Genomic DNA, 26304 nt, shown 5'->3' on the forward strand with positions numbered 1-26304 from the left:
GCGGCGCGGCTGCGGGATGTTCTGGTTGATCGGCGCGGCTGCGGGATGTCCTGGTGATCGGCGCGGCTGCGGGATGTCCTGGTGATCGGCGCGGCTGCGGGATGTTCTGGTGATCGGCGCGGCTGCGGGATGTTCTGGTGATCGGCGCGGCTGCGGTGATTTTGGACTTCCGGCCGCTGTTGTCTGCAGATTTCTTGATTTATGCCGCAATTTGCGATGGAAATCCGCAGACAAAGGCGGACGCTCCCGCTCCTCCAGTTCCAAAATCCCCTCCGCCACTTCCCACCTAAACGATGTAAGTAGTAAAGCGGCACTATAGCGTTGCGCTGATAGTGCGCAAGTGAAAAGGCAAATGCCTAAAGAAAAAAACGTAAAGAAAAAAGCATAAAAGCAAGAGCAAAGAGCGAAATGCAAGAGATAAAAAGGAAAAGCAAGAACAAAAGAGATGGGCAAACCCAAGCTTGGCAAAAAAGCAACCCACAAAATAGCAGGTGGAAAAATGTATCTTAATTTCGCGAATTCCAGGCGATTTGCTCAAGCAAGTGGAAAAACAGCAGCTATTGCGGAGGAAACTGATACTGTACAGAAAATGTGTCTAAATTAAGTGCTGTCATTCCAACTGTTGCCCGGACGCGCCTGCTTATCTCCCTAACAAGTGTGCAAAATCCAACTATTCTACGTTCCCCATTCAATCTGGCACCAACTATTCTGGGCAAACTTCATCCATCATGGCAATCCAGTTGCCTATCCCTCTAACTATACCACGCTTAATACACTCCAGGCGTGCGAATGCGGTATTTGTAGCAGATTATTTACCTTAGCAGCCTCCTAATGGCATTGTGATCGATTTTTCGACTATATTTGGCCACGGGCCTTCCCGCGAGCGCATTGTGATCGGTTTTTCGATTACATTTGGTCACGGACCTTCTGGTGAGCGCATTGTGATCGGTTTTTCGATTACATTTGGCCCGCACACCACCACCCGGCGCATTGTGATCGGTTTTCCGACTATATTTGGTCACGGGCCTTCCCGCGAGCGCATTATGATCGGTTTTCGATTACATTTGGCCTACGCGCCATCTCCACGGTTCCATTGTGATCGGTTTTTCGATTACATTTTGACCCGGGCACACTCCTGCTCCTACCCAGCCGGTCCTTCACCCGCAAAAAAGCCCCCCGGCTAAGCCGGAGGGCGAAGTGCAACCATTATTTGCCGATGAATTCCTGGACCCAGTAGTTATTGTCGAAGCCAACGCCGATGTAGTTGAAATTGGCGCTCAGGATGTTAGCCTTGTGGCCCGGGCTGTTCATCCAGGCGGTCATAACCTCCTGCGGTGTCTTCTGGCCCATAGCGATGTTCTCTCCTGCGGCTCTATATGTGATGCCGAAGGATTTCATCATATCAAACGGTGATCCGTAGGTTGGAGAAGTGTGCGAGAAGTAATTGTTCACCCGCATATCGGTCGCCTTGGCGGCAGCCACTTTGTTCAGGCTGTCCAGTGCGGACACCGGAGCCAGTCCGGCGGCAGCGCGCTCTTTGTTCACAAGGGCTACTACCTGCTGGGTGTAGCTTGATGCACTGGAAGGTGCAGCAGCTACCGCTGTCGGAGCTGGAGTCGCGGCCGGCTTCGCTGTTGGAGCCGGAGCCGCTGTAGCAGCTGGCGCTGGCGTAGCCACCGGCTGTGCTGTAGCTACCGGCTTCGCTGTAGCGGAAGGCTGGGCTGCCTGCGGGGTACCCGCAGCAGGTGTCGTATAGACAATCGTCTTAGTGAAAGTGAATGTGTTGCCATCCCATACGAAGGATTTCGGATTCTGCTGTGAGAAGTATTCAATGAATTGCTTGAAATCCATATTTGATCCGGCTGCTTGTGTGCCAGATGCTGCATTTGCCTGCAATGGAAGAGAAATACCAAGCGCCATAACAGCGGCTACGCTTCCACCAATCATTGCTCTAAGTGTCTTGCTTTTCATTCTGCCATCTCCTTGTTCTGGTTGTAGTCCAATCCTGATGTCTTGGCCTGAGTGAATTGTTACAAAGTTGTAATCTGTTCCTTAGCCATTGTAACACAAAACTATTAGCCGTGCTCTTCTAAATTATGTAAAAAATGATAGATTGGTAACGGCAAAATAACTCCACAAAGAGAGGATTTAGCGTAGGTGTTGACTCAGGTACTTTGCGGAGGCCCCAAACATATAAAAAACCGCCCTGATCAGGACGGTTCCCGGTCTTACCTTATATATCGGCGCTGCGCCGGCCTATTTTAATGATAGGATTGCCAGAAGTCGCCTTCCGTTGAGATCAGGCCCATAATCTCAGCATAGGGGATGCGGAAGGTGGGGAAGCCTGCTGCATACGGGGCAATCTCATAGGGAGCGAAATAGAGATACAGCGCCTCGCCGTCGACGTAGAAGGGCTGATCGGCGGTAATGCCTTTATACGTATCCGGAAAAACATAAGAATACTGCGGGTCATTCGCAATCTGCTTGCCGACAATGTCACTGAGCTTCTGAACATATTTGCTGCCGGGCTTGAACAGATCACTAAGCGTATAGAATCTGCCGGTGCGCAGGTTGATATGCTCGTAGATGCGCGTAGGCATTCCATGAGCTGCCCCGAACGGGAACTTGTATCCGTCCAGCTCCAGCACCAGCAGGTTCTTGCGGAAGAAGGACACCGCGAAATCGCCTGTATAGCTGAAATCCTGGCTCGCCCCTCCCGGCCCGGCCCCCTCGGCCAGAGACAGGCTGCGCAGCCGGTCATTGACTGACTTCGCCACCTCGATCATGGCAATGCCCTCCACTACCGGATAGTAGACCAGATAATCGCGGTTCGGCTTATATTTTTTCTCCAGCACGGAGTACGGCGGTCTGAGCGGAATCACCCCGTTCTGCCGCCACACCTGCTTCCCTCTGCGGTCATAATATGCTGTGCGCAGATCAATATCGGCCCGGATCAGGCTGCCGCTGAAGGACAATGAGCCGGAGCCGGGGAGCACAGGGGGCTGGGCTGCTTTTTTGCCGCTGGTATCAATGAAATAGGTGTCCTGGGCATCATAGGCCGAAGCCAGCCCATGCTCATAATTGTTCACCCCAAGCAGCGGATGCGTGCTGAGAATACGTCCCGTCAGCGCATCGGCAATCACATAGCTGGAGCCTCTGTAGGGCTGGTCGGCATACAGCGGGGTGCCCAGCGCAACGCGGTTCTCGCCCAGCTGCTGGACTTCATAATACGTGGCAGGAATAATCAGCTTCCCCTGCTTGTCGATCAGGCCGTAGGCATTGCCGTAATTCTCGGCGGTGTTAATCACCGCACGGCCCCCGGAGAACGGTAAGGCGGCAGTGAACTGCGGCTGGATAGCGACCGTCCCGTCTGTGCGCAGGTAGCCGTATTTTCCATTCTCCGTAGCCTGGAAGGCGAGCAGCCCATCCCCCGGATAGCCGACAAAAGGATATTTGTACGTGTGCAGTACCTGGCCCGCCGGATCAATCAGCGCATATTCGCCTTCGGCGGTTTTGACCAGTGCCGTACCGTCCGAGAAATCACCGGCATCCAGATAGACGGCAGGCAGCACCTCCTTGCCCTGGGCATCCAGATAGCCATACAGCGAAGGCCCCCCGGAGGTATTCTGCTTCGAGTACAGCGCCCGCCCTTCATGCAGCGAATTCAGATAATCATAACGCGCCGCCGTCACCTCTTTGCCCTGCTCATTGATGAACGTGTAGCCCTTGGCATCCGACACCACCGCCCGCCCTTCCGAGAAGGGGCCGATGAAGGAATAGACCGGTTTCACCTTCTCACGCCCGGCGCTGTCGATCAGGCCGCTGATATTCCCCTTTTGGACCACCGCCAGACCGTTTCGCTGGAATTCCTCGGCATAGTCATACCGGGGCTCGATCACCGTCCGCCCGTCATTGTTGATGTACCCCCACAGCGTCCCGTCCTTCGTCTTAAAAGGAGCCGGATGCAGCAGCTCTGCCCGCAGTCCGTCCCCGTCTTCCGGCAATACAATAAGCGCGTCCAGCGGCTTCCTGGAGTAGTCTACGCGGTATAACCCCGCCTCTGCCGGGATCGTCACAAATAAATCATCATCCGCCCGGATGAAATCCTCCTCCTGCTGCGGAATGCTTTCGTTCCAGCCAATTCCGTCCCACCGCCATACCTCGGTCTGAATCAGTCCGCTGTCGTTCCCTTGTCCCAGCTCGTTCAGCCTTATTCTCAGCATGCTGTCGCTCTCCCTTACTAAAGGCATTTGCCTATAGAATATGAGACAGGGGCGGAAAAGGTGTGTATCCGGGAGAGCCGGGTTACCGCCCGGTGTGATTCAAAAGACCCAATTGAGGGTTATATACAAAAGTCTGCGCCTGCCAGGGCAAAAAAAACCATCCCGTTTACGCCGGGATGGGGATGTTCGGTGAATCGTATAGGATTATAAAAGTGCTTTGTTGAAGCGGTAGCCCGTATCCTTCTCAAAGCCCATATGGCGGTAAAAAGCATGCGCCGGGGCCCGCTCCACGCGGTTGCCGCTCCGCAGGAACAGCTGGCAGCAGCCCTGTTGGCGTGCCCAATCTTCCGCTGCTGCGACAAGTCTTTTGCCGAGGCCTTGTCCTCTAAGCTCCTCTGCTACGATCAGCGCGGTAATCTCCGTTATACAATCGGCATGCTTGTAGTAGGATTTCACCTGGCGCAATCCGATCATTCCCACAACTTCATTATTAAGCTCTGCGACCATGGTGCAGTTATAGGGATCATGCTCCATGCCTTCCATTCTCTCTTTCATCACGCTAAGCGTTGTCGGATAACCGAATTCCCGCAAAAGGGCTGTTACTCTCTCCAGATCATTCATGCCGCATTTGCGGATTTGCAGTACCTGCTCCTGAGTACTACTGTTCATCCCCGTATACCTCCACTTGTAGCTTAGACGCAGCCTGCTTGGCTGTTGTCCGCGCGATTTCAACCTCTTCCGCTGTACTGAGTGCTACTGCCATACGCCGTCCCGGCCGGATCTCCGGCTTGCCGAATACACGGATCTGTGTTCGGGGAAGGGACAGCGCTTCTTCCATGCCGGTAATTGCAAAGGCTTGTCCCATGCCTTCCCGGGCCTTCAGGGTAGCCGAAGCCCCCGGTGCCAGCAGGTGTACCTCCTCCAGCGGAAATCCAAGAATGGCTCTGACATGCAGAGCAAATTCCGACAAATCCTGCGTAACCATTGTAACCATACCTGTGTCATGCGGACGGGGGGATACTTCACTGAACAGAACCCCGCCTGAAGTGAGGAACAGCTCCACACCAAAAATACCGTAACCTCCAAGCTGATCGGTAACTGCCTTAGCGATGGCCTGGGCTTCTGCCAGCTGTGCTGCACTCATCGGGTGCGGCTGCCAGGACTCCACATAATCGCCATCCTGCTGGATGTGGCCGATCGGCGGGCAGAAGATGGTCCCGCTGACGGAACGGACCGTAAGCAGGGTAATCTCGCTCTCAAAGGTTACAAAAGCTTCAACAATCACGCGCGTTCCCTTGGCGCGGGCTCCCTCCAGCGCCGTGGTCCAGCAGGCTTCGGCATCCTCCGGCCGCCGGCAGATGCTCTGCCCTTTGCCGGAGGAGCTCATAATCGGCTTGACTACGCAAGGGGTTCCCAATTCCTGCACAGCCTGCTGCAGCTCCTCCAGACTGTCCGCGAACCGGTAAGCCGCAGTCGGCAGACCCAGCTCCTCTGCCGCAAGGCGGCGGATGCCCTCACGGTCCATGGTCAGCCGGGCAGCACGGGCGGTAGGAATGACCAGGAAGCCTTCCTCCTCCAGCTCGGCCAGCGCTCCGGTCGCAATCGCTTCAATCTCGGGTACAATCAAATCGGGCTTCTCTGTACGGATCAGCTGCTTCAGCGCCTCTGCATCCAGCATATCCAGTACATAAGAGCGGTGGGCGACGCCCATCGCGGGTGCAGCTTCATAACGGTCCACAGCTACGGTCTCTACGCCAAGGCGTTGAGCTTCGATAATGACTTCCTTACCCAGTTCACCGCTGCCGAGCAGCAGCAGCTTCTTGCTCCGGGCTGACAAAGGAGCTCCCCACATTGTCGACTCCAACCTCTTTTCGCAAATTTGTCTGCTGACTTCTATGTTTCTGTAAAATGTCGCAGTTTTCTTTGTAAATTTTCAGGCTCCTTTATTTTCTTCCATCGCCCGGCAGATTGCAAGTGTTCTTCGACATTTTCCTACAAACTTCACAGATCGCTGTTCACCCATGCGGCTGCGGCCTGCTCCAGTCGCTGCAATTCCTCAGCGATGCCGGCCCAATGCTGCGCGGAATCACCTCCCTTCAGCAGCTCCGCCATAGCGGCCTCCCGTTCGGCCAGCGCCTCGCGGAGCCGCCCGGCGGCATGGGATAATCCCGCCGCAGCCGCACCCGTATAGAAGGCCAGCAGCTCCTGCTCCTGGGCTTCCGCAGCGGCGGCTACCGCTTCTTTGCACCACGGCTCGGCGGCTGCGCGGATCTCGGCCCGCCCGGGCCCCTCGAAGAAATGGCGCGGGGACTTGAAGCGTCCCCACAGGCTGGACCAGTCCAGCGGCGCCAGCGGGCAATCCAGCTTCTCAGGTGCCGGCCAGCGCTCCTCCGCATTCTCCAGGAGCTGAAGCTCCTGCTCCGGGAAGTCCAGCTCCCTTGCGGCGGCAGCAGCGGCGGCCGTGACGAATCTGCGGCCTGCCGCCTCCAGGCGCAGGGTGGTTGCCCACAGCTCCTGCTCCAGCTCCCGCCGGATGGAGCGCTCCAGCTCCCGCCCGCAGGCGGTGAAGATGTCCTTCAGATTCCCGCCGTCCTCCCTCAGCACCGAGGGATGGAACGACTCCTGAAAGGAACGGCCGAAGGAGAAGGCCAGACGCTGCCGGACATGATACAGCAGCTCCTCTCCCTCGCGGCGCAGGTCGCGGAGCGGACGCTCCTCGTGCTCCAGCTCCGCCAGGCGCTGCCGCGCAGCTTCGCGCTGCTCCTGCAGCCGCTTCAGGCCTTCCTCGCGCTGGCCTGCTTCCATCTGCGCCAGACGCTGCCATTCCTCGGCGCGGAGGCGGACGGAGCCGAGGCTGTCCCTGGCTGCTGCCAGCGACAGTCTCGGCAGCTCTTCACCCGCGAACGCCGAGAGCGCCGCTTCAAAGCTGCCGAACCCCGAGGCCTCATAGGCCTCCCGGCTCCGGCGGGACTTGCCCTGCAGCGCCAGCAGGCTGGATACGCTGAAGATCCGCGGCGAGGTCAGTCCGCCGGCCCGCAGATTCTGCGCGACATGCGCCTTCACTTCCGCAAGCTCAGTCTCATCCGAAGCGAGGTCTGCGGCGTTGATGATGAAGAACATTTTGTCGAGCGCGAAGCTGTCCTTGATCCTTCCAAGCTGGGCCAATAGGCTGCGGTCTGCCTTGGAGAAGGCATGGTTATAGTACGTCACGAAGCAGATGGCGTCTGCATTCTTCATGTAGCCGAAGGTCACGCCGGTATGCCGCGCATGCAGGGAATCTGCCCCTGGGGTATCCACGAGCACGATACCGCTGCGGGTCAGCGGGCTGTCTACATACAGGTCTGTGCTCTGAATGAAGCAGGCCCGCTTCTCATCGGCGACCAGGCTGCGGTATTCCTCCAGGCTGACGGTCCGCTCGGTGCCGAGCAGCGGCCCGGATTCGGCCCACCCGGCGGCGGCAGCCCGCAGGAAGCCGATATGCGGCAGCGCGGACGGGTGCAGCCCGCCGCCCTGCAGCCGGTCGACCGCGGCGGTCCAGTTATCCCGCTGCGGCGGCGGAAGCTGAAGCACGCTGAAGGAGTGGAGGATATCCTCCCAGAAATCCTCCGCCCGCTTCATCGTGATGAACGCCGTCCGATGGGCGAAGCCGCCCTCCGGCGCCAGAATGCGCCCTACGGCTGCCGTCGCCGGATGCGGCGACACCGGCAGCACATCTTCGCCCAGCAGGGCGTTGGCGAAGGAGGACTTGCCGGCGCTGAAGGCTCCGAACAGCGCCAGGGTGAAGCGGCCGCCGGCGAGATCCTCCGCCCGCGCCGCAAGTGCGCGCGCCGCCGAGGCCATGGCCGGCTCGGCGCGCAGCACCCCCGCCGCCTCGCGCAGCACGGCGGCAGCCTGCGTCAGCCGGCGGCGTCCGCCTGCCGGCTGGGCCGTATCCGCCGCCCACTCCGTGGCGGCGGGCCCTGCCGCCGCGCTGCTGCGCTGCGGCGGCTCCGGGCTGGCGTCGCTTAGCGCGCCAGCCGCCAGGGGCGGCACCTCCGGCAGTGCGCCGGAGGTGAGGGCACGGCGCGGCGGCAGCAGCGCCGTGAGGGCATCCGCGCGGGCGGCAGCCGCGCGGTCCAGCGCAGCCAGCGCGGCGTAGGCGCGAAGCTGGCTGTGCAGCGCCGCCGAGCGGGCCGCCAGCGAGGCTTGCCGCTCGGCCGCGAGCGGCGGCAGCGCGTCCAGCAGCTGCTCGCTGAAGGCCAGGACCGCGCGGCGGAAGCCTGCTTTGATCTCTGCCGCCAGGGAGCGGCAAAAGTTAAGCAGCGCCTCGCCAGAAGCCCCTGTTCCCGGCTTCACCTGATCCGCCAGCCACTGCTGGCTCACCGCCGGGAAGGCCTGCTTCAGCAGCGGCTCCGCGCCCTCCTGCCACAGCTCCAGGCCTTCAGCCCAGTCGCGCACCAGCTGGAGAGTGTGCCACTCCAGCTGGGCCGTAATCTCTCTGGCCTGAAGGCTGTGCCAGTGCGCAAGGCGCGTGCTCTGCTCCTTCTCCCGCTTCGCGGCGGTGAAGAGCAGGCCCCGCCGGAAGCCCGGCTGCATGCTCTCGATATACGCGCCTGCCGCATCTCTGAGATCGGCCGGCATCAGGTTCGTGTTGCCCAGCAGCGCATCCAGCTGGCTGCGCAGCTCCTGGCGGGACTGCTCAGGCAGCTGCTCCAGCTGCGCTTCCTCCTGTTTAAGCCCCTGCAGCTCTGCCTGCACGGCCGCTTCCCCGTTGCTGCCTGCTGCTTCCTGCAGCTGCTCGCGCTCCTCCTGCTGCCCTTCGCGGTACGCTGCCAGCACCTCATCGGCAGTATGATGAATCGATCGGGACAGGCTGTAATCCACCAGCTCCCGCCGCTGCTCCAGCAGGCCGTTAATCACGCCAATCAGTGCCTGCCACTGGTTGAGCGGATGGGCCTGCACCTTAAGCGAGGTGAGCAGCAGTCCGGCGGAATGAATCCCCCATTCCCGGAAAGCGCTTTCCACTTGCTGCCGGTAATCCGCAATGGAGATTTCGTGCTCCCTGTGCTTGTCGATCTGATTAATAATCAGATACAGCGGCTTCCCCCAGTCGCTGAGACTCTTGGCGAAAGCGAGGTTGTTCTCAGACTGCACATGGTTGTAATCCATCACATAGAACACGGCATCCGCCAGATGCAGTGCCGAGCGGGTCGCCGCCTGATGGCCTTCATCGGTGGAATCGACCCCGGGAGTATCCATCAGCACACCGTGGCTGCCCAGCAGCGGAATGTCCTCCCAGACCTCGATCGCTGCGTATTCCGTACCCTGGCGGCAGTAATCCTGCAGCCGGTCGGGTGTGGTCTGAATCACAGGCCGCTTCGCCCGGGTCCCGCCGGATTGCGGATGAAGCAGCACCTTGGGTGCTCCGCTGCGGATCGACACGATGTTGGCACTGGTTGGAACCGGGCCCGATGGCAGCACGTGCTTGCCGCAGAGCGCATTGATCATGCTCGACTTCCCCGCCGAGAAATGCCCGCAGAACGCCAGGGTCAGCTCATCCGCCTGCTCCTTCAGGTTCAGATCCGCAATCACCTGTGCATTGTCCTGTTCTCCCCACTCCCGCAGCTGCTTCTCCAGCAGCCTAAGCGCTGATGACCCCGCTGTAACCTGCTCTGCTCTTCCCTGTTCTGCTCCCACGACATCCCCGCCTCCGCTGCGATCTATAATGAAATTCAGCACATTAAATTCATAATTTCTACATTTGTATGATTTATTTCACTGCAAGAATAGAATAATACCATTTTATCATCAGATCGTCACAAATCAAATGTCCGCTTTTACAAAAACAGCTATAATCCTTCACGAAAAACCAGACTTCGCCGCCTCCCAGTCCCCTAACATCCCCTGTAAGCTCCCCACACGACAAAACGCCCACACACACGCCTCCGCCACGCCCAATGTATTCGATTTTTCGATTACATTCCGCCCACACACCACCAACCAAAACAGAGGGGCTGCCCCGTCAGCCACTTTCCGGCTGCGGGACAACCCCTCTGAATAGATGTTGCAGAATTAAGCTGTTTCCAGTACTGGAAGCAGAATTTCAAACACTTTGCCGTGCTGCAGAATAGTAAGACCGCGGGACTTGTCCTTCATCACGACAACCTCCGGCTTCGCGGACATACGCTCCAGGTAATGCTCAGGCACATCGCCGGAGTGGCTGATTGTGATGCCTTCCACTTCCTGCTCTTCATTCTCTTCCATCGGACTGTCTACCACACGGTCAAAAATATCGGAGAACGCTTCAAAATTATCGGTGTATACAGAAATGCATTTCATCCCTATCCCATCCTCTTCTTCTCTAATTCTTTGTTAGGCTTCGTATGAACCTTATCTTTCCTGATAACCGCTGTTTTCATACGTTTCTTGCCCTCCCGGCACACATCCAGCAGCGGACAGACCTGGCACATGGGACTCTGGGCCTTGCAGTGATACCGTCCGAAAAAGATCAGCCGGTGATGGGTCAGCGTCCATTCCTCACGCGGCACCGCCTTCATCAGCTTCTTCTCCACTTCCAGCACCGAATCCTTCCAGCCCGCGAGCGCGAGCCGCTTGGCTACCCGTTCCACATGAGTATCCACAGCAATCGCCGGAACCCCAAAAGCATTGGACACGACGACATTCGCCGTCTTGCGTCCGACACCGGGCAAGGTGACCAGTTCATCATGAGCCTGGGGCACTTCCCCGCCGTATTGCTCGATCAGAATCGAGCAGAGGTTCTGAATATGCTTGGCCTTGTTGCGGAACAACCCAATCCGCCGGATATCCTGCTCCAGCTCCTCCAGCGGCACGGAAATGTAATCCGCCGGGGTCTTGTACTTCTGAAACAGGTCCTCAGTTACCTTGTTCACTGTAGCATCCGTGCATTGGGCAGAGAGCAGTACGGCAATCGTAAGCTCAAAGGCGTTGCTGTGGTTCAGCTCGCAATGCGCGTCAGGGAACATGCCGCCGATGGTATCCAGGATGTGGCGGACCTCTGCAGCTTTCATAGCGTCCCCTCCACGGAGTCCTTATACCCGCTGGAGTCTGACGGGCATATGATCTCTATTCTGGTGAAATATAAGCAAATATACATTATATCGTATACTTTCATAGCGTTCAAGCGAACACAGGGCTGATCTTATATTTCAAAAAAAACGCCTTGATCCCGGGCGAAGCCCGGGCTCAAGACGGTGTTTCACACGGAAAAGCACCAAAACAATTATTGTTTCACAATTTCTACAATCTTGTCATTGTTGAAATACATTATAATATTATCATTTTCTTTGAGAGATTGCACGGATAAAGTCGTGTCACCTTGATGAATATATACATTCGGCGCAAGTGTGAACTGGTAATTGTCATTCAGGTTAGCGCGCTTGGTGATTATTTGATTCGTCCCACTCTCGTAGCGGGCGAAGGTCCGGCTCTGCTGGCTGAGCACCGAGATGATCACGACACCGCCGGCATCCTTGCGTGCCAGTATACGGTCTGCTGTACTGAGACTGCTTAATGCGCTAGAGGTAACCCCGTCCCGCACAATTCTGACTCCGCTGCCGGCAGCGAGCGTCTGGGCGGCTCCCGAATAATCCTTCACCGTCAGTGTTCCTGCGGCAGCGTCTACTGCCGTAACTTGTCCGGCATATTGCTTCACTGCCTGCAGAGTGAGCGGCGTAGACCCGTCGAAGGCCAGATTCACGAAATCTCCGGATTTCAGCTCGCTGAGCGCAATCTTTTGGCCTGCTTCATTGGTAAGCGGCACAGAGACCAGGTTCAGCTCACTGCTTTTGGCCCCGCTATCCAGCTTCACGGTCATCTTGTTCAGGTTGGCATCCACGGTTGCAATCTCGAACTGGGCCGATCCGCTGACCCGCAGCACGGAGATGAGCTCCTGGTTGCTGGCGAGCACAGCAGTAACCGGAACATTCAGCGGAACATCCGTGATGGCCGGAGAGCTTTTGCCGAACATATCCACCGCCTGCGGGTAAGCCATCGTCAGCAGCTGTCCGTTGCCGAGCTTCATCACAATGGTTCTGGCATTCGTATTTATCGCCGTCAGGACGCCTGTATATTTGGTAGACAGCTCAACAGACATCGCACGCTCATTAATGGATGTCACATCAATCTTGCGGTTCTCTACCAGTCTTGCACCCATGGTGGTCAGCGAAGTCGTCACCAGTCCGCCGTAAGCCATTTTGGTCTTCTCGTCCAGCTTGACCACATGAGCCTTGCCGTTGCTGTCTGTGAAGGTCAGATACTGGGTCTTGCTGTTATAATCGACAACGGTAGCGGCGGCGTACTGTTCAATCTGGCGGCTCAGCACCTCGATCTTAGTCACCTGGTCACTGCTGTTCAGCGTAAGCTGCACATTGTCTCCGCCTGTCTTGTCGGCAATCAGGTCACCCATCACCGGGCTGACGTTATTAGGAATGACAAGCGCCGGATTGGCTGCAAGCAGCTTGGCCTCGCGGCTGCCGTCACTTTTCTGATAGACAATTGTCGAATCCGTCAGCTCATAGATGAAGCCCTTCACTACGCGCTCTACCCCGGAGGTAACCTCTACAGAACGAATCACATTATCCTTGATCGTATAGGAGGCGGCAGCACCGGTTTTCAGCTCTGCCGGCTGAACAATTGCGTTCTGCGAGCTGAACAAGGTCGTTCCTTCCTCCCACTTGAAGCTCTCCACTGTGCCATCCTCATTCTTGAAGGTTATGCTTTTGGCCGCAGTGTCGACGGTCTGAATGGTGCCTTTGGCTGTCTTGTTGACAATCCCCGAGGTGACCTGGACCTTGACTACCTTGCGGGAACCGGTGAAGGTCTCGCGCAGAATCGTAATTTTGCTGCCGGCCGTAATAGCTGAAGGCTGGATTGCCGCCCCGTTCACATCCAGGAACGTGGTGTCCGCATCATAGGGATATTGATCATATCCGTTGGCAGAATCCACCCAGACCACACCTGGGGACAGCTTGGTAAACACACCCTCTGCCTGCTCGACCTGAACCGCCGGATCGGTCAGCTCTACATAAGCTGCACTATAGGTCGCTCCAATAACTGTTACCTTCGTATAAGGCTGAATTTCATTCAAGGTAATCCGGTTCTCGGATGCGCTTGTGAAATAAGCGGTACTCGCGTTCAGAGTGAAATCCAGTGTGCCGCCATTGGTGTACAGTGCCAGCCTGCCGTCTTTCAATGCGCTGACCGTTCCTTTGAACGTATTGTCATACTCCAGCGTGTTGTGCGCTTCGGCACGGCTGAAGAAGGTAGCCAGCTGGGCGCGGGTGACCGCCCCCTGCGGGTCAAAGCGGTTACCGGTAAGACCGTTCGCCAGTCCCAGCTCCACCGCAGCATTCACATAGCCGCGTTTGTTCGCGGAGATCTTCGCATCATCGGCGAAGCCGGTCGGTCCGCTTGCTCCCCCTGCACTCTTGCCCAGTGCCCGGATCAGCAGCTCTGCGACCCACTCACGGCTGGCCTTGCGTTCTCCCCATGAGGTCTTGAGATTATCTGCCGCCATTTCGGTGGACTTATCAAGCAGACCTTGCTGGAAGGCCAGGATTACATAAGGTTTGTAGTAATTCGTGACTAGGAAATCATTCGGAAGCGCAACGTCTGTATTGGTGTTCACATTGCCCTGCAGCTTCATGAAACGCAGCGCCATCAGCACGGCTTCCTGCTGGGTTACCGAGTCGCCCGGACGGAACAGGCCGTTATTGCCGACGACAATTCCCTGGCCTGCCAGCTTGTAGATATGTTTCTCGGCCCAGAAGCCTGCCTTAACATCACTGAATATTCCGGAAGCTGTAACCGCTGATTGACTAGGTGTAGCCCCTGCTCCGGTAGAGGTGTTGTCCGCAAATGCAGCTCCAGCCCCGCCCAGAACCATCGTACCCGCCAGAAGGGCAGATACCGCTTTTGCAGAATAAGATTGCACCGTACGCTTAAGTTTTTTTGGACCGGACAATTCGGTATTCCCCTCTCTGTGGCTCATTCTGAATGCTCTATGTTGGTGTCTTCGTCAGCAGCCTGCCTGTTTCCTGCCTGCAGCCTACAATCCGTTGTTCTCACGGGTGATCGGATGCACAAGATCCACATGCCCCATGAGACTCTCTACTTGCTCGCCATCCACCAGCACATCAATATTCTTGACCTCATCGAACTGGAAAAAGGTCTGGGACAGCGCGCTGATGGCCAGCGCCTCGCCGCCTGCACCCAGCTGTGCCTCGTCCGGCTTATGGATATCCAGGACCACCTGTCCATTGGAGAACTCCAGCGACTTCAGTTCAATTTTGTTCCAGAGCGGAATCTGGTCGGCCTTGCTGCTGTTCTGCAGCGCCTTGAAGACCTCTGTGTACTTCTCCTTATCATCCTTGAAGGCAATCGTGGCTTCTCCCGTTACCAGATCCATCTGCTGAGGATCGGTATAGAACACCTTGATGCTCAGGCTCTGCTTCTCAGGAGCAGCCGGCTTGTCGGTCTTTTCAGGGGCCGCAGTTGCCGTAGGCTCAGGTGTGCTGGTCGCCTCAGGAGTAGCCGTAGCGCTGATTACATCATTGCCTCCGGCGCCGCCGGACACCGAGGAATCCGGAGTCGCTGTAGCTGCCGGTGCAGCCGTGGGTTTATCACCGCAGCCCGAAATTACCAGGAGCAGCATGGCGGCGATACCTGCATATGTCAATTTCTTATTCATTTCGATGAACCCCCTTCAGATGAATACGGGCAGGACGGGGCCGCAAAGTCCTTGTGACCTAATTTATGGCCCTAATCCGACTCTGCGGCCCCTGCTGCCGCCCGATGTTATTGAACCCCGAGATACTCCTTGATTCCCTTGGCCATTCCTTCCGCAACACTATTCTGAAGCGCTTCGGTGAAGAGCAGCGCCTCATCCTTTTTGTTGCTGAGATAGCCTACTTCAAGCAATACCGCAGGCATCTTCGTCTCACGTATCACATGGAAGTTACCGTACCTTACGCCCCGGTTGCTGAGCCCGGTAGCCTGAACAAGATATTTGTGCATCACATTCGCCAGAGCTTTGCTGGCCTCGCGCTGATAATAGGTCTCTGATCCGCTGGCTGCGGAAGACCCGCTGCTGTTGGCGTGGACGGAGACGAACAGATCCGCATTAAGATTATTGGCGATGGCTGCCCGCTCCTTCAGTTCAAGGAAGGTGTCATCGCTGCGGGTCAGCACCACATCGATTTTGTTCTCCTGCTTCAGCAGCTCTGCCGCCTTCAGAATAACTGCCAGATTGAAGTTTTTCTCGTATTTGCCGGTCACTCCGACAGCACCGGAATCCTTGGCGCCATGCCCCGCGTCCAGCACTACGAGCTTCCGCCCGTTGTTGCCGGGCTGGGTGGAGGTGTCTCCCGAGCCTTGCGCATTCAGATCAATCACAATCAGCTTGGAGGTATCTCCCGATACCTCAACGCTATAATTTTTGGGAGTATTAAGATCAATCACAAAACGGACCGTATACGGATCGGTACTGTACAGCGAATAGCGGATGCCTGATACATCCGGATAGTCCGTCACGGTAAGCTTGCCGTTCAGGTCGGGGTCAAGCTCCTGGCCCGTTCCAAACAGATCGGAGAAGGTGGCATTCGGCAGATCGATCACGATCCGGTCCGGATTACCCACTTTGGAAACAACCGGCTGGCTGTTGCCCTCCAGGGCAATCGAGAACCTGTTCTCATTGAAGCTGATACCGTTGATCATGCTTAGACCGCTTGCATCTTCACCAGGCGGCACTACAACGGTTCCCCCGTCGCCTCCGCCATTGTCCGTGTTAGGATCGGGAATCTGCGGGGTAATAAGATCTACAATCTTCTTCGTATTATCCCATTTGACCGTAAGGCCGAACTGCTCCCCGATGAAACGGATCGGTACAAGCGTGGTGTTATTCTTAAGCAGCGGTGCTGTAGTCATAATCACCGTCTTGCCGTCAACGGATGCGGCCGTCTGGTCCACGATCAGTTGTATGGTCTTCCCTTGCTGTTCAATCTTGACGGTCTTACTGGGCTGATCCCAGTCTACCTTGTACCCAAGATTCTCAGCAATCATTCTTAGCGGCACCATGATAGAGTTATTGACATTCTCCACCTGGACACCTTGTCCGGCAGTCAGTTCCTGACCATCCAGGAAGATCTTGCTCTGCGGCTGCGCGGAAGCGGCCTGTCCATGTCCCGGCAGCACAACAACCAGGAGCAGCAACAACAGCATAAAAGCAAATTTCTTCATTCTTCACCTCTAAGACTCTAGTATTCCGCCCTACCTGAGCGTTCTTGATGGCATTCCCTGCTGACAGCCTTCGACATAGTTTAGACGCCTGGAGCACTTAAAAGTTGCGAATAAATACCAAAGCTAGTGGAAATGTCTGTGTAATTCACATCGCTGACTGTATGTATTGCAGTAACAGACACCTTGCTTGGACGCAGGATTATAACCCTAGATATTCCTTGATTCCCGCTACGATCTCACGGGCCAGATTATCCTGCAGTTGCTCGCTGAACAGGGCCGCATCATTCCCTGCATTGGTCAGATACCCGGCTTCCAGCAGAATCGCAGGCATCTTGGTTTCTCTGGTCACATGCAGGCTCTTCGACCGGACACCGTTATCCTTGAAGCCCGTGCCCGCTACCAGATGCTTCTGCATAATCTGGGCCAGCGGAAGGCTCTCGCTGCGCGAATAGTAGGTTTCGCTGCCGTTGATTTTGTCTCGGTTCGGATATCCCTTATCGAGTGAATTCGCATGAAGCGAGATAAACAAAGTAGCGTTTGCCGCCTGGGCAATCTTCACACGGTCCTGCAGACCCAGCGTAGCATCCGTAGTACGCGTGTAGACGACATCTGCCCAGCCCTCCTGCTCCAGAATCACTCCCGCCTTGAGAATCACGGCCAGATTGAAGGTTTTCTCCAGCTTGCCGGTAAGGCTGACCGCCCCCGATTGCTTGCCTCCATGCCCTGCGTCCAGTACAATAACTGGTCTTCCGGTCACCCCTGTATCCGCTGGTGCTCCGGTTCCGTTGATCAGCGCATTGAGGTCTATCGTGACCAGGCCGGTGCTCTCATCCGTAATCAGTTCATAATTCTGATAACCCGTTGTCTGAATGACGAAGCGGACCGCCGAAGGGCTGCCGGTGAACAAGGCGTAGCGAATCTCAGAAACTAGCGGATAGCCGGTAGTGTCCAGCTTGCCTTGGGGACTGCCTCCTGTCGATACGCCGGGAAAGCTCCCGCTGAAATCCGGGGCAAACACCGCGCCCTGAAAATCAACTACGATCCGGTCCGGCCCGGTCATTCTCGAAACCGTAGGTTTGGCGCCTCCCGCCGCAGAGATGATCAGGCGGTTCTCGCTGAACACCGCCCCATTCACCACAGGAGATGTTGCCAGGGGTGTTGGACTGGCTGTAATGCTGCCATTCACTTCCTCTGTAATCTCGGTGCCTGTACTAGGCTGAGCGGGTAGAGACGGGACAGCCTCTGCCCCAGGCTGAGGTGCCGGGGTAGCACTCGGCAGCGGATCTGGGGATAACGGCTCATCACTGGTCACACCTCCGCTGAGGTAGACTGTTTTGTCCGTATTGTCCCAGCCGACGCTGAGCCCGAACTGTTCACTGACGAACCGGATCGGCACAAGCACCGTACCGCCGGTCTGCTTCGGTGCCGCGTTGAGATCCAGGCTTACCCCGTCGGCCTCAGCCGTCTTGCTCCCCACGGCCAGCTGAACCGATTTGCCGTCCTGCTGGACGGTTACTTTGCGGGTGGCCTGCTCCCACTGCACTTCAAAGCCAAGATTCTCCGCCACTACGCGGAGCGGAATCATAACGCTTCCATTCACATTCTCAATAATTACGCCCTTGGGCAGCACCAGCTCCTTGCTGTCCATTACGATCTTCCCGGAACTTGCCGCGGCTGCAGCAGCTTCATGGCCGGCGAATGACAGTAAGAATAATGGCAGCAACAGCAGCAGCAACACCCGTTGTCCGGCTTTCTTCATCCTTTCCTCTCCTTTTAGTCCATTGTTAGATCCCTAGATAAGATTAAGACGACAGAAATCCCCAAAAGTTGCCTTCACAGGCAATGAATATATCGATTATAGCAAAAAAACTTCTATTTCCGACACCCGGAAATAGAAGTTTTGTGTAAAAGATGCAAAGTTTACGAATCTCTTCACCGGTTGTTCATCATCTGCCGCATCAGCAGTATGAGAATTTAGGCGAACAGCTTGGCGGCATGGCGCTCTTCGTAAGCGGCAATTTCGTCCGCATGCTGCAGCGTCAGACCGATATCATCCAATCCCTGAAGCAGGAACTGGCGGCGGTGTTCATCCAGGTCGAACGAGAGATCCAGCCCGTAATCGTCCGTAAGCTTTTTGTTCTCAAGATCGACGGTCAGCTTGTAGCCTTCATGCTCTGCCGTACGGTTGAACAGATCATCCACCTGAGCCTCGGAGAGCTTGATCGGCAGGATGCCGTTCTTGAAGCAGTTGTTGTAGAAGATATCCGCATAAGACGGGGCAATCACTACTCTGAACCCGTAGTCCATAATCGCCCAAGGTGCGTGTTCCCGTGAAGAGCCGCAGCCGAAGTTGGCACGGGAGATCAATACAGAAGCGCCCTGGTAGCGCGGCTTGTTCATCTCGAAGGACGGATTGTCATTGCCCGCTTCATCAAAACGCCATTCGTAAAAAAGAAATTGTCCAAACCCGGTCCGCTCGATCCGTTTCAGGAATTGCTTCGGGATAATCGCATCCGTATCTACATTCACCCGGTCTACCGGGGCTACGATACCTGTTAACTTCTTGAATTCTTCCATTGCTGTGTCCTCCTGCTCTCTCGATTATTCTATGAGTTGACGGCTTCCGTCTTGTAGTTCCAGTCACGTACATCGGTGAACCGGCCTTTGATTGCAGCCGCAGCCGCCATGGCAGGCGAGACCAGATGCGTGCGTCCGCCGCGTCCCTGGCGTCCTTCAAAGTTCCGGTTAGAGGTGGATGCGCAGCGCTGTCCCGGCTGGAGAACATCCGGATTCATCGCCAGGCACATACTGCAGCCGGCTTCACGCCATTCAAATCCTGCTTCGGTGAAGACCTTGTCCAGACCTTCCTTCTCTGCCTGCAGCTTCACGCGGCCCGAGCCGGGTACTACAATGGCGGTAACCTTGTCGGATACCTTATGGCCCTTGGCTACTTCAGCCGCTGCGCGCAGATCCTCAATACGTCCGTTCGTGCAGGAGCCGATGAAGACATAATCGATCCCGATCTCGGAGATCGGCGTACCTGGAGTCAGGTCCATATATTCAAGCGCCTTCTCAGCCGCTTTGCGTTCGTTCTCGGTTGCGAAGTCCGCCGGGTTCGGCACAGCGGAGTTAATATCTGTACCCATGCCCGGGCTGGTGCCCCAGGTAACCTGCGGAATGAGCGTCTCCACATCGAATTCCACAACGGTATCGTACTGGGCGCCTTCATCGCTGACAAGCGTCTTCCAGCTCTCAACAGCAGCATCGTAAGCTTCGCCCTGCGGCACATACTGGCGTCCGCGCAGATAGTTGAAGGTAGTCTCGTCAGGGGCGATCAGGCCCGCTCTGGCTCCGCCTTCGATTGACATGTTGCAGACCGTCATGCGCTCTTCCATCGACAGCTCACGGATCGCTTCGCCTGTATATTCAATAACATAGCCTGTCGCAAAGTCAGTTCCGTACTTGGCAATCACGCCGAGGATCATATCCTTGGCTGTTACCCCCGGATTACGCTTGCCGGTGAAGCGGACCTCCATCGTCTTGGCCTTGGATTGCTGCAAACACTGGGTGGCAAGTACATGCTCCACTTCGCTGGTGCCGATCCCGAAAGCCAGTGCACCGAATGCTCCGTGGGTGGAGGTGTGGCTGTCCCCGCAGACAATCGTCTTGCCGGGATGAGTCAGGCCAATCTCAGGACCCATAACGTGGACAACACCCTGGTCAATATCGTTCAGGTCAAACAGCTTAACACCGAAATCCTGGCAGTTCTTCGAGAGTGTATCAATCTGCTGCTTGGAGATAGGATCGGTAATATTGTAACGGTCCTTGGTCGGCACGTTGTGATCCATCGTCGCGAACGTAAGTTCAGGACGGCGTACCTTGCGCCCGCTCAGACGCAGTCCTTCAAAGGCCTGCGGAGATGTAACCTCATGAACCAGATGAAGATCGATATAGATGATGCTCGGCTTGCCTTCCTCCTGATGGATAACGTGATTCTCCCAAATCTTCTCAAACATTGTCTTGTTGCCCATGATTTCACCTCATAATAATAGAATCGTACATTGATGAAGAGAGCGTGGAGTCTCTCTGGAATGCTCTAAATATAACATCAGTGTGTTTATAATTCCAAGATATGATTTCTATAGGGTTCATAGGTTATACTTATAAACAGATCATTAGCATGATAAAGGAGCTTAAGTATGGAACTCAGACAATTGCAATATACGCTGCAGATTGCGGCAGAGCGCAACTTCTCCCGGGCCGCCGACAAGCTGCATATTGCCCAGCCCTCCCTCAGCCAGCAGCTGTCCAAGCTGGAGAAGGAGCTCGGGGTGCTGCTCTTCCAGCGCAATACCAGCTCGGTGGAGCTGACCTATGCCGGGGAGAAATTCGTTGAACAGGCCCAGGTGATTATGGATGCCGTGGAGCTGCTGAGGCAGGAGATGTCCGATATCTCCCAGCTGCGCACCGGCCGTGTGGTGGTTGGCAGTATGCCAATTACGGGAGCGCATCTGCTGCCCCATGTCCTGCCTGTCTTCAAAAGCAAATATTCCGATGTGGACATTACCCTGCTGGAGGACTCGTCCATGAATCTGGAGAAGCTGACGGCCAGCGGACAGACGGATCTCAGCCTGCTCTCCCTGCCGCTGGAGATTCCGACGCTCGCCTACGAGGTGCTCGGCGAGGAACGGATCGATCTGGCAGTCCCGCCTGAGCATCCGCTGGCAGCGCGCGGGACGCAGGGGGTCCGCACGCTTTTGGAGGAGCTGAAGGATGAACCGTTCATTGTCCTCAAGAAAGGCCAGGGCTTCCGTAAAATGACGGTAGATCTGTGCCGGGAGGCCGGATTCGAGCCGCGGATTGTGTTCGAGAGCAATAATATGGAGACCATCCAGTCGCTGGTCGCCGCCGGTATGGGGGTTACGCTGGTGCCGCATTTCATCGCCCGGGCGCCCCGGAGCGAATTCGTGCCGGTCTACCTTCCGCTGGCGGAGCCGGTGCCCGGCCGCACCCTGGTTATTGCCTACCGGCGCGGACGGTACTTATCCCGTGCTGCCGAAGCTTTTATCGCAACCTTCAAAGACACCGTGGCCAGTCTCGCAGACGATTAACCCTGGTCTTAACCTGAAGAAAGGCTCAGGCGGCTGCAAAAATATTCTACAGACGCTCTTTGCAAACCCTGTGCCCCCATGGTATTCTAAAGGACAAATAGTGAAACGTGCAGACGGGACCAGTAAGAACAGGCAATGATCCGCGTGCAGAGAGTGAATTCCGGAAGGCTGGGAGAGTTCACCGCGGATGTCCGTTCCGAATCCTACCCCCGAGCGGCCTGCTGACTGCAGGACGGATACTCCCGTTACGAGAATGAAGTCGGATGAACCCTCATCAATGAAGGTGGTACCGCGGAAGTGAAACAGCTTTCGTCCTTTGCTAAGTCTTAGGATGGGGGCTTTTTGTCATTTTCGGACTATAGATGATTAACAATTCGAGAGGAAAGTGAAGGACAATGACGACAAGAATTGTGGTCAAAATCGGCAGCAGCTCGCTCAGCGGACCTGAGGGCGGACTGAACCGGGACGCGGTTGCCTTCTTCGCCGCCGAGATTGCCGCGCTCCGGGAAGCGGGCAGTGAGGTGCTGCTGGTCACCTCGGGTGCAGTTGCCGCCGGATTCCGCGGCATTGGCTACTCCACGCGCCCCAAGCTGCTCCATGAGAAGCAGGCGGCAGCGGCGGTAGGTCAGGTGATGCTGATGCAGGCCTACCAGGAGGCTTTTGCGCTGCATGGCATTCCTACCGCGCAGATTCTGCTGACGCGTACCGACTTCTGCAGCCGCCGGGCGATGAACAATGCCTTGATGACTGTAGAGGAGCTGCTCCGCCAGGGTGCGGTTCCGGTGTTCAACGAGAACGATACGGTATCCGTGGATGAGCTGAAGTTCGGGGATAACGACACCCTGTCTGCCCTGGTCGCCAATCTGCTGAAGGCCTCGCACCTGCTGGTGCTGACCGATATGGACGGCGTATACAGCGCAGATCCGCGCAAGAACCCGGATGCGGTAAGGTATCAGCATATTGCCGAGATCACACCGGAAATCTATGCGATTGCCGGAGGCGCAGGCACCAGCGTAGGCACCGGCGGCATGAAGTCCAAGATCGATGCCGCCAAAATCGCCACACGGGGCGGCGTTCCGGTCTTCATCGGCCGGGTGACCGAGCCCGGAGACCTGTCTCTGGCGGCTGCGGGCACGGGCAAAGGCACTTATTTTGCCACCACCCTCTCCTCCTTGCCGGTCAAGAAGCAGTGGCTCGGCTTCATGTCCACCCCGCTCGGATCGCTGTATGTCGATGACGGGGCTGTAGAAGCGCTGCTGCATGGAGGACACAGCCTGCTGCCGGTCGGTGTAAGGCGAATCGAAGGAAGCTTCCATTCCGGGGATGTGGTGGAGGTCCTCGGCCCGGATGCGAAGCTGCTTGGCCGGGGCATTGTTAATTATGACGATGCCCAGCTCCGCAGCATCCAAGGCTTGCCGAGCCGGGAGATCATTTCCAAGCTTGGGGAGGTACACCGGCTTGAGGTTATCCACCGCGATGAATGGATTACCCTAAGATAATCCGTGCTGCCCTGATGTATACCTGTGCTAACATAACTTTTAATAGGGGGAATGGTCATGAGTGAAGTGGTACACAAGGCCACGCTGGCAAAAGCTACAACAGGAGTATTGGCAAGCCTGACTACCGGGCAGAAGAATGAAGCGCTGCTGGCAATGGCTGCGGCCTTGATTGCCGAGGCGGATTACATTATTGCCGCGAATGCGGAGGATCTGGAGCGCGGCCGCTTGAACGGGACAGCTGAGTCGATGCTGGACCGGCTGGCGCTGGATACCGGACGGATTGCAGGCATCGCGGAGGGCCTGCAGCAGATCGCGGTGCTGCCCGATCCGGTAGGTGACCATCTGGAGACCATTGAACGCCCAAACGGCCTGTTCATTGAGAAGGTCCGCGTGCCGCTCGGAGTCATCGGTATCATCTATGAAGCCCGTCCGAACGTAACCGTTGATGCAGCGGGACTATGCCTGAAGACCGGGAACGCAGTTGTCCTGCGCGGCGGTTCGTCCGCCCTGTCATCCAACCGGGCCATTACCGAGGTGCTGCACCGCGCGCTGGCCGGCACTGCGCTGCCGCCGGATGCCCTCCAGCTGATCGAAGATCCGAACCGCTCCTCTGTCGATGAGATGCTGAAGCTGAACGGCCTGCTGGATGTCATCATCCCGCGCGGAGGCAGCTCGCTGATCCAGAACGTGGTGCTTAATGCCACAGTTCCTGTCATTGAAACAGGCGCAGGCATATGCCATACTTATCTGGATGCAACTGCCAATCCCGAGATGGCAGAGCGGATCAGCATCAATGCGAAGGCCCAGCGTCCTTCCGTCTGCAATTCCATGGAGACGCTGCTCGTCCACCAGGCATATGCACAGGAGCATCTACCCGCACTTGCCGAAGCCTTCCGCGAGGCCCGGGTGGAGCTGCGCGGCTGCCCGGATACACTGGCTCTAGTCCCTTGGGCCAAGCCGGCTGCACCGGAGGATTTCGCGACCGAGTATAACGATTATATCCTGAATATCCGGATCGTAGATTCGCTCGAAGCCGCCCTCCGGCATATCGCTGAATTCGGCACCAAGCATTCCGAATGTATCGTGACAGAGGATGCCGGGAATGCTGCTCGCTTCTTACAGGAAGTGGACGCCGCTGCCGTGTACCATAACGCCTCCACCCGGTTTACAGACGGCTTCGAATTCGGCTTTGGCGCCGAGATCGGCATCAGTACCCAGAAGCTGCATGCCCGCGGGCCGATGGGACTGCCGGCACTCACTTCCAGCAAATACCTTGTTCATGGCTCCGGCCAGATCAGAGGGTAATTCACTTTAAACTTATAGGGGGACTGCCAGCCATGTGCCAGCAACCTGCAATTCCGTTGATTAATCATCCTATTGTTTTTTATGGCGCAGGCTCAATGGCTGAAGCCATTGTCCGGGGAATGATCGCCCGCAATGTAGTCGAAGCGAACCGGATTATCATGCTGAACCGCAGCAGCAATGAACGCCTGGCTGAGCTTCGCAGCCGTTATGGCGTACTTGGGTATAACAGCAGTGAGCAGAAGACTGAAGCTCTCCGCTCGGCGCCGGTGATCGTACTGGCCATGAAGCCCAAGGATGCCGCCGAAGCTCTCCGCTCCCTGGGCCCGCTGCTGTCGCCGGACCAGCTCATCATTTCCGTCATTGCCGGGCTGACCATCCGCACGATCCAGGGCTTGCTCGGAACCGCGCAGCCTGTTGTGCGCTCGATGCCCAACACCTCCAGCTCCATCGGGCTGGGCGCAACCGGCATTGCCTTCTCCAAGGAGGTTGGCGATGAGAGCCGGAAGACTGCTCTTAATATCTTTGAAGCCGTGGGGTTAACAGCGGTCATTGACGAAGAGCGGATGGAGACCTTAACCGGCATCTCCGGCAGTGGTCCGGCTTACATCTATTACATGATGGAAGCGATGATTGCCGCAGGTATCCGCGGGGGCCTGCCGCTTGAGCAGAGCCGTGAGCTGACGGTCCAGACCGTGCTGGGCGCAGCGCGGATGGTGCAGCAGACCGGCGAAGAGCCAGCCGCTCTGCGCAAGAAGGTTACCTCGCCGAACGGCTCCACCCAGGCAGCCATCGAGGTGCTGGAACGCGGCGACTTCTTCGAGACCGTCATCTCTGCGGTCAACCGCTGTGCCGAACGCTCCCGGGAGATGGGTGCGGCGCTGGAGGATGAGCTGCATTAATTCTCGGCCTTGTTATTGAGTTATTGAATACTTACCGCCACAGCCCGCAGTTCCTTCGATGTGAAGGACTGCGGGCTGTTTGCTGGTTGGGAGGCATCCTTCCGCCGCATCCGGCGCAATCAATGGCGGCAAAAGAAAAAAAAGGTGCCCCCATAAGCCACATAAGTGACTTATAGGGGACACCTCATCCGGCCGGGCCAATGCCCTGAACCGGTAAAATACAATAGCTACCTCGCTTCGCTCATCGGCCCCCGCCCCGGAACTTCTGGGCATAGGCTTTGACATCCTGGGCGTTCTTCACCCGGTTGCGGGACCATTCCAGCAGGATGCGGTCGATGTAACGGAAATGGACCTTGCCGGCGAAGACAGATTCCTTCAATGCGAGCAGGATCAGCTCCTCGGGATAGCGGTCTTCGTCCACCCAGCCGGAGATGGACTCGCATTCCATCGGGGACAGCGGACGGCCGAATTCCTTCTCGAAAATGCTGAACAGGCTGCGTTCCTGTTCACTTTCTCTGGCTGCACCTGCAGCTGCCGGACTGCTATAGCTGTCATCCGGCACGGCAGAACGGGCATTGTGCCCGGACGCCTCAGAGACGCGCTCACTGCCGCTCCGCCCCCCTGATTCCTGCTTCACCTTCGCCAGATACGCGCCCAGCTTGGCGTACAGGCCGGAGAAGTTGTAACGCTCATAATGGATGTCCCGCAGCTCGTCGTTATCTCCGTCGATGCTGATGAACCCTTCCTTCATGAGCTTCTGCAGCTCGCCGGCAATCACCGGGATGCTGCGCCCGGTTACCGCCTGCAGCTCCTCGAGCGATGGGAAGTCAATCCCCTCGACCTGTCTGAAGGAGAGCAGGTGAATCAGCAGCATCGCCTCGCTGCCGGTCAGATTCAGCTTCCGGTAGTGCTTCAGGAGCGCATAAGGAATGACGGCCATTCCGTTCTCCAGGCCGAAGGCGGCGCCTTCACCCCAGGTATTCCAACTTGTTCCGTCCATATCCAGGCCCCC

18 protein-coding genes are annotated in these 26304 nt (G+C 56.8%); 4 read left to right on the plus strand and 14 right to left on the minus strand.

Annotation, left to right across the window (positions count from 1 at the left end):
• Positions 1–1206: 1206 nt before the first annotated feature.
• The 13 genes from MHI24_RS04530 to leuC all read right to left on the minus strand — a co-directional run bounded on the left by MHI24_RS04530 (position 1207) and on the right by leuC (position 20509).
• Positions 1207–1971, minus strand: a complete 765-nt coding sequence (locus tag MHI24_RS04530; RefSeq protein ID WP_340024377.1) for a CAP domain-containing protein — start codon at positions 1969–1971, stop codon at positions 1207–1209.
• 290 nt (positions 1972–2261) lie between these two features.
• Positions 2262–4223: a WG repeat-containing protein gene (locus MHI24_RS04535; protein ID WP_340024378.1), complete on the minus strand. Its 1962-nt coding sequence runs from the start codon at positions 4221–4223 to the stop codon at positions 2262–2264.
• Positions 4224–4427: 204 nt separating this feature from the next.
• Complete coding sequence (locus MHI24_RS04540) at positions 4428–4892, minus strand: GNAT family N-acetyltransferase (protein ID WP_340024379.1); 465 nt, start codon at positions 4890–4892, stop codon at positions 4428–4430.
• Positions 4882–6075, minus strand: coding sequence for a formate-dependent phosphoribosylglycinamide formyltransferase (purT, locus tag MHI24_RS04545; protein WP_340024380.1), 1194 nt, complete (start codon positions 6073–6075; stop codon positions 4882–4884). The genes MHI24_RS04540 and purT overlap by 11 nt, the downstream gene beginning before the upstream one ends.
• Positions 6076–6224: 149 nt before the next feature.
• Positions 6225–9899: a dynamin family protein gene (locus tag MHI24_RS04550; protein WP_340024381.1), complete on the minus strand. Its 3675-nt coding sequence runs from the start codon at positions 9897–9899 to the stop codon at positions 6225–6227.
• A 375-nt stretch (positions 9900–10274) separates the two neighbouring features.
• Positions 10275–10541, minus strand: coding sequence for an NAD/NADP transhydrogenase alpha subunit (locus MHI24_RS04555; RefSeq protein WP_238652953.1), 267 nt, complete (start codon positions 10539–10541; stop codon positions 10275–10277).
• Between the two features lie 2 nt (positions 10542–10543).
• The gene (gene nth / locus MHI24_RS04560; protein WP_340024382.1) at positions 10544–11251 is read right to left on the minus strand and encodes an endonuclease III; all 708 of its coding nucleotides are present in this window, start codon (positions 11249–11251) and stop codon (positions 10544–10546) included.
• Between the two features lie 212 nt (positions 11252–11463).
• A complete protein-coding gene (locus MHI24_RS04565; RefSeq protein WP_340024383.1) occupies positions 11464–14205 on the minus strand; it encodes an S-layer homology domain-containing protein in 2742 nt (913 codons plus the stop codon).
• 84 nt (positions 14206–14289) lie between these two features.
• Positions 14290–14931: a GerMN domain-containing protein gene (locus tag MHI24_RS04570; protein ID WP_340024385.1), complete on the minus strand. Its 642-nt coding sequence runs from the start codon at positions 14929–14931 to the stop codon at positions 14290–14292.
• A 107-nt stretch (positions 14932–15038) separates the two neighbouring features.
• Positions 15039–16478 carry an N-acetylmuramoyl-L-alanine amidase family protein gene (locus MHI24_RS04575; RefSeq protein WP_340024386.1) on the minus strand — a complete coding sequence of 480 codons (1440 nt, stop codon included), beginning with the start codon at positions 16476–16478 and terminating at the stop codon, positions 15039–15041.
• Positions 16479–16677: 199 nt separating this feature from the next.
• Complete coding sequence (locus MHI24_RS04580; RefSeq protein WP_340024387.1) at positions 16678–18237, minus strand: N-acetylmuramoyl-L-alanine amidase; 1560 nt, start codon at positions 18235–18237, stop codon at positions 16678–16680.
• Positions 18238–18452: 215 nt separating this feature from the next.
• Entirely contained in the window at positions 18453–19055 is a 603-nt protein-coding gene (gene leuD / locus MHI24_RS04585) for a 3-isopropylmalate dehydratase small subunit (protein ID WP_340024388.1), read from the minus strand.
• Positions 19056–19084: 29 nt separating this feature from the next.
• Entirely contained in the window at positions 19085–20509 is a 1425-nt protein-coding gene (leuC, locus tag MHI24_RS04590) for a 3-isopropylmalate dehydratase large subunit (protein ID WP_340024389.1), read from the minus strand.
• A 168-nt stretch (positions 20510–20677) separates the two neighbouring features.
• On the opposite strand from leuC, the gene MHI24_RS04595 reads away from it, so the two are divergent.
• The 4 genes from MHI24_RS04595 to proC all read left to right on the plus strand — a co-directional run bounded on the left by MHI24_RS04595 (position 20678) and on the right by proC (position 25292).
• Positions 20678–21589 carry a LysR family transcriptional regulator gene (locus tag MHI24_RS04595; RefSeq protein ID WP_340024390.1) on the plus strand — a complete coding sequence of 304 codons (912 nt, stop codon included), beginning with the start codon at positions 20678–20680 and terminating at the stop codon, positions 21587–21589.
• A gap of 395 nt (positions 21590–21984) precedes the next feature.
• Positions 21985–23088: a glutamate 5-kinase gene (gene proB, locus MHI24_RS04600; RefSeq protein WP_340024391.1), complete on the plus strand. Its 1104-nt coding sequence runs from the start codon at positions 21985–21987 to the stop codon at positions 23086–23088.
• 57 nt (positions 23089–23145) lie between these two features.
• Positions 23146–24393 carry a glutamate-5-semialdehyde dehydrogenase gene (locus tag MHI24_RS04605; protein WP_340024392.1) on the plus strand — a complete coding sequence of 416 codons (1248 nt, stop codon included), beginning with the start codon at positions 23146–23148 and terminating at the stop codon, positions 24391–24393.
• A 32-nt stretch (positions 24394–24425) separates the two neighbouring features.
• Positions 24426–25292 (plus strand): pyrroline-5-carboxylate reductase, encoded by an 867-nt coding sequence (proC, locus tag MHI24_RS04610; RefSeq protein ID WP_340024393.1) that lies wholly within the window; start codon positions 24426–24428, stop codon positions 25290–25292.
• 241 nt (positions 25293–25533) lie between these two features.
• Here the strand turns inward: proC and MHI24_RS04615 are convergent, their stop codons facing one another.
• Complete coding sequence (locus MHI24_RS04615; RefSeq protein WP_340024394.1) at positions 25534–26292, minus strand: DnaD domain protein; 759 nt, start codon at positions 26290–26292, stop codon at positions 25534–25536.
• Positions 26293–26304 lie beyond the last annotated feature (12 nt).

The sequence above is a fragment of the Paenibacillus sp. FSL K6-1096 genome (assembly GCF_037977055.1).
Taxonomy (GTDB): domain Bacteria; phylum Bacillota; class Bacilli; order Paenibacillales; family Paenibacillaceae; genus Paenibacillus_AQ.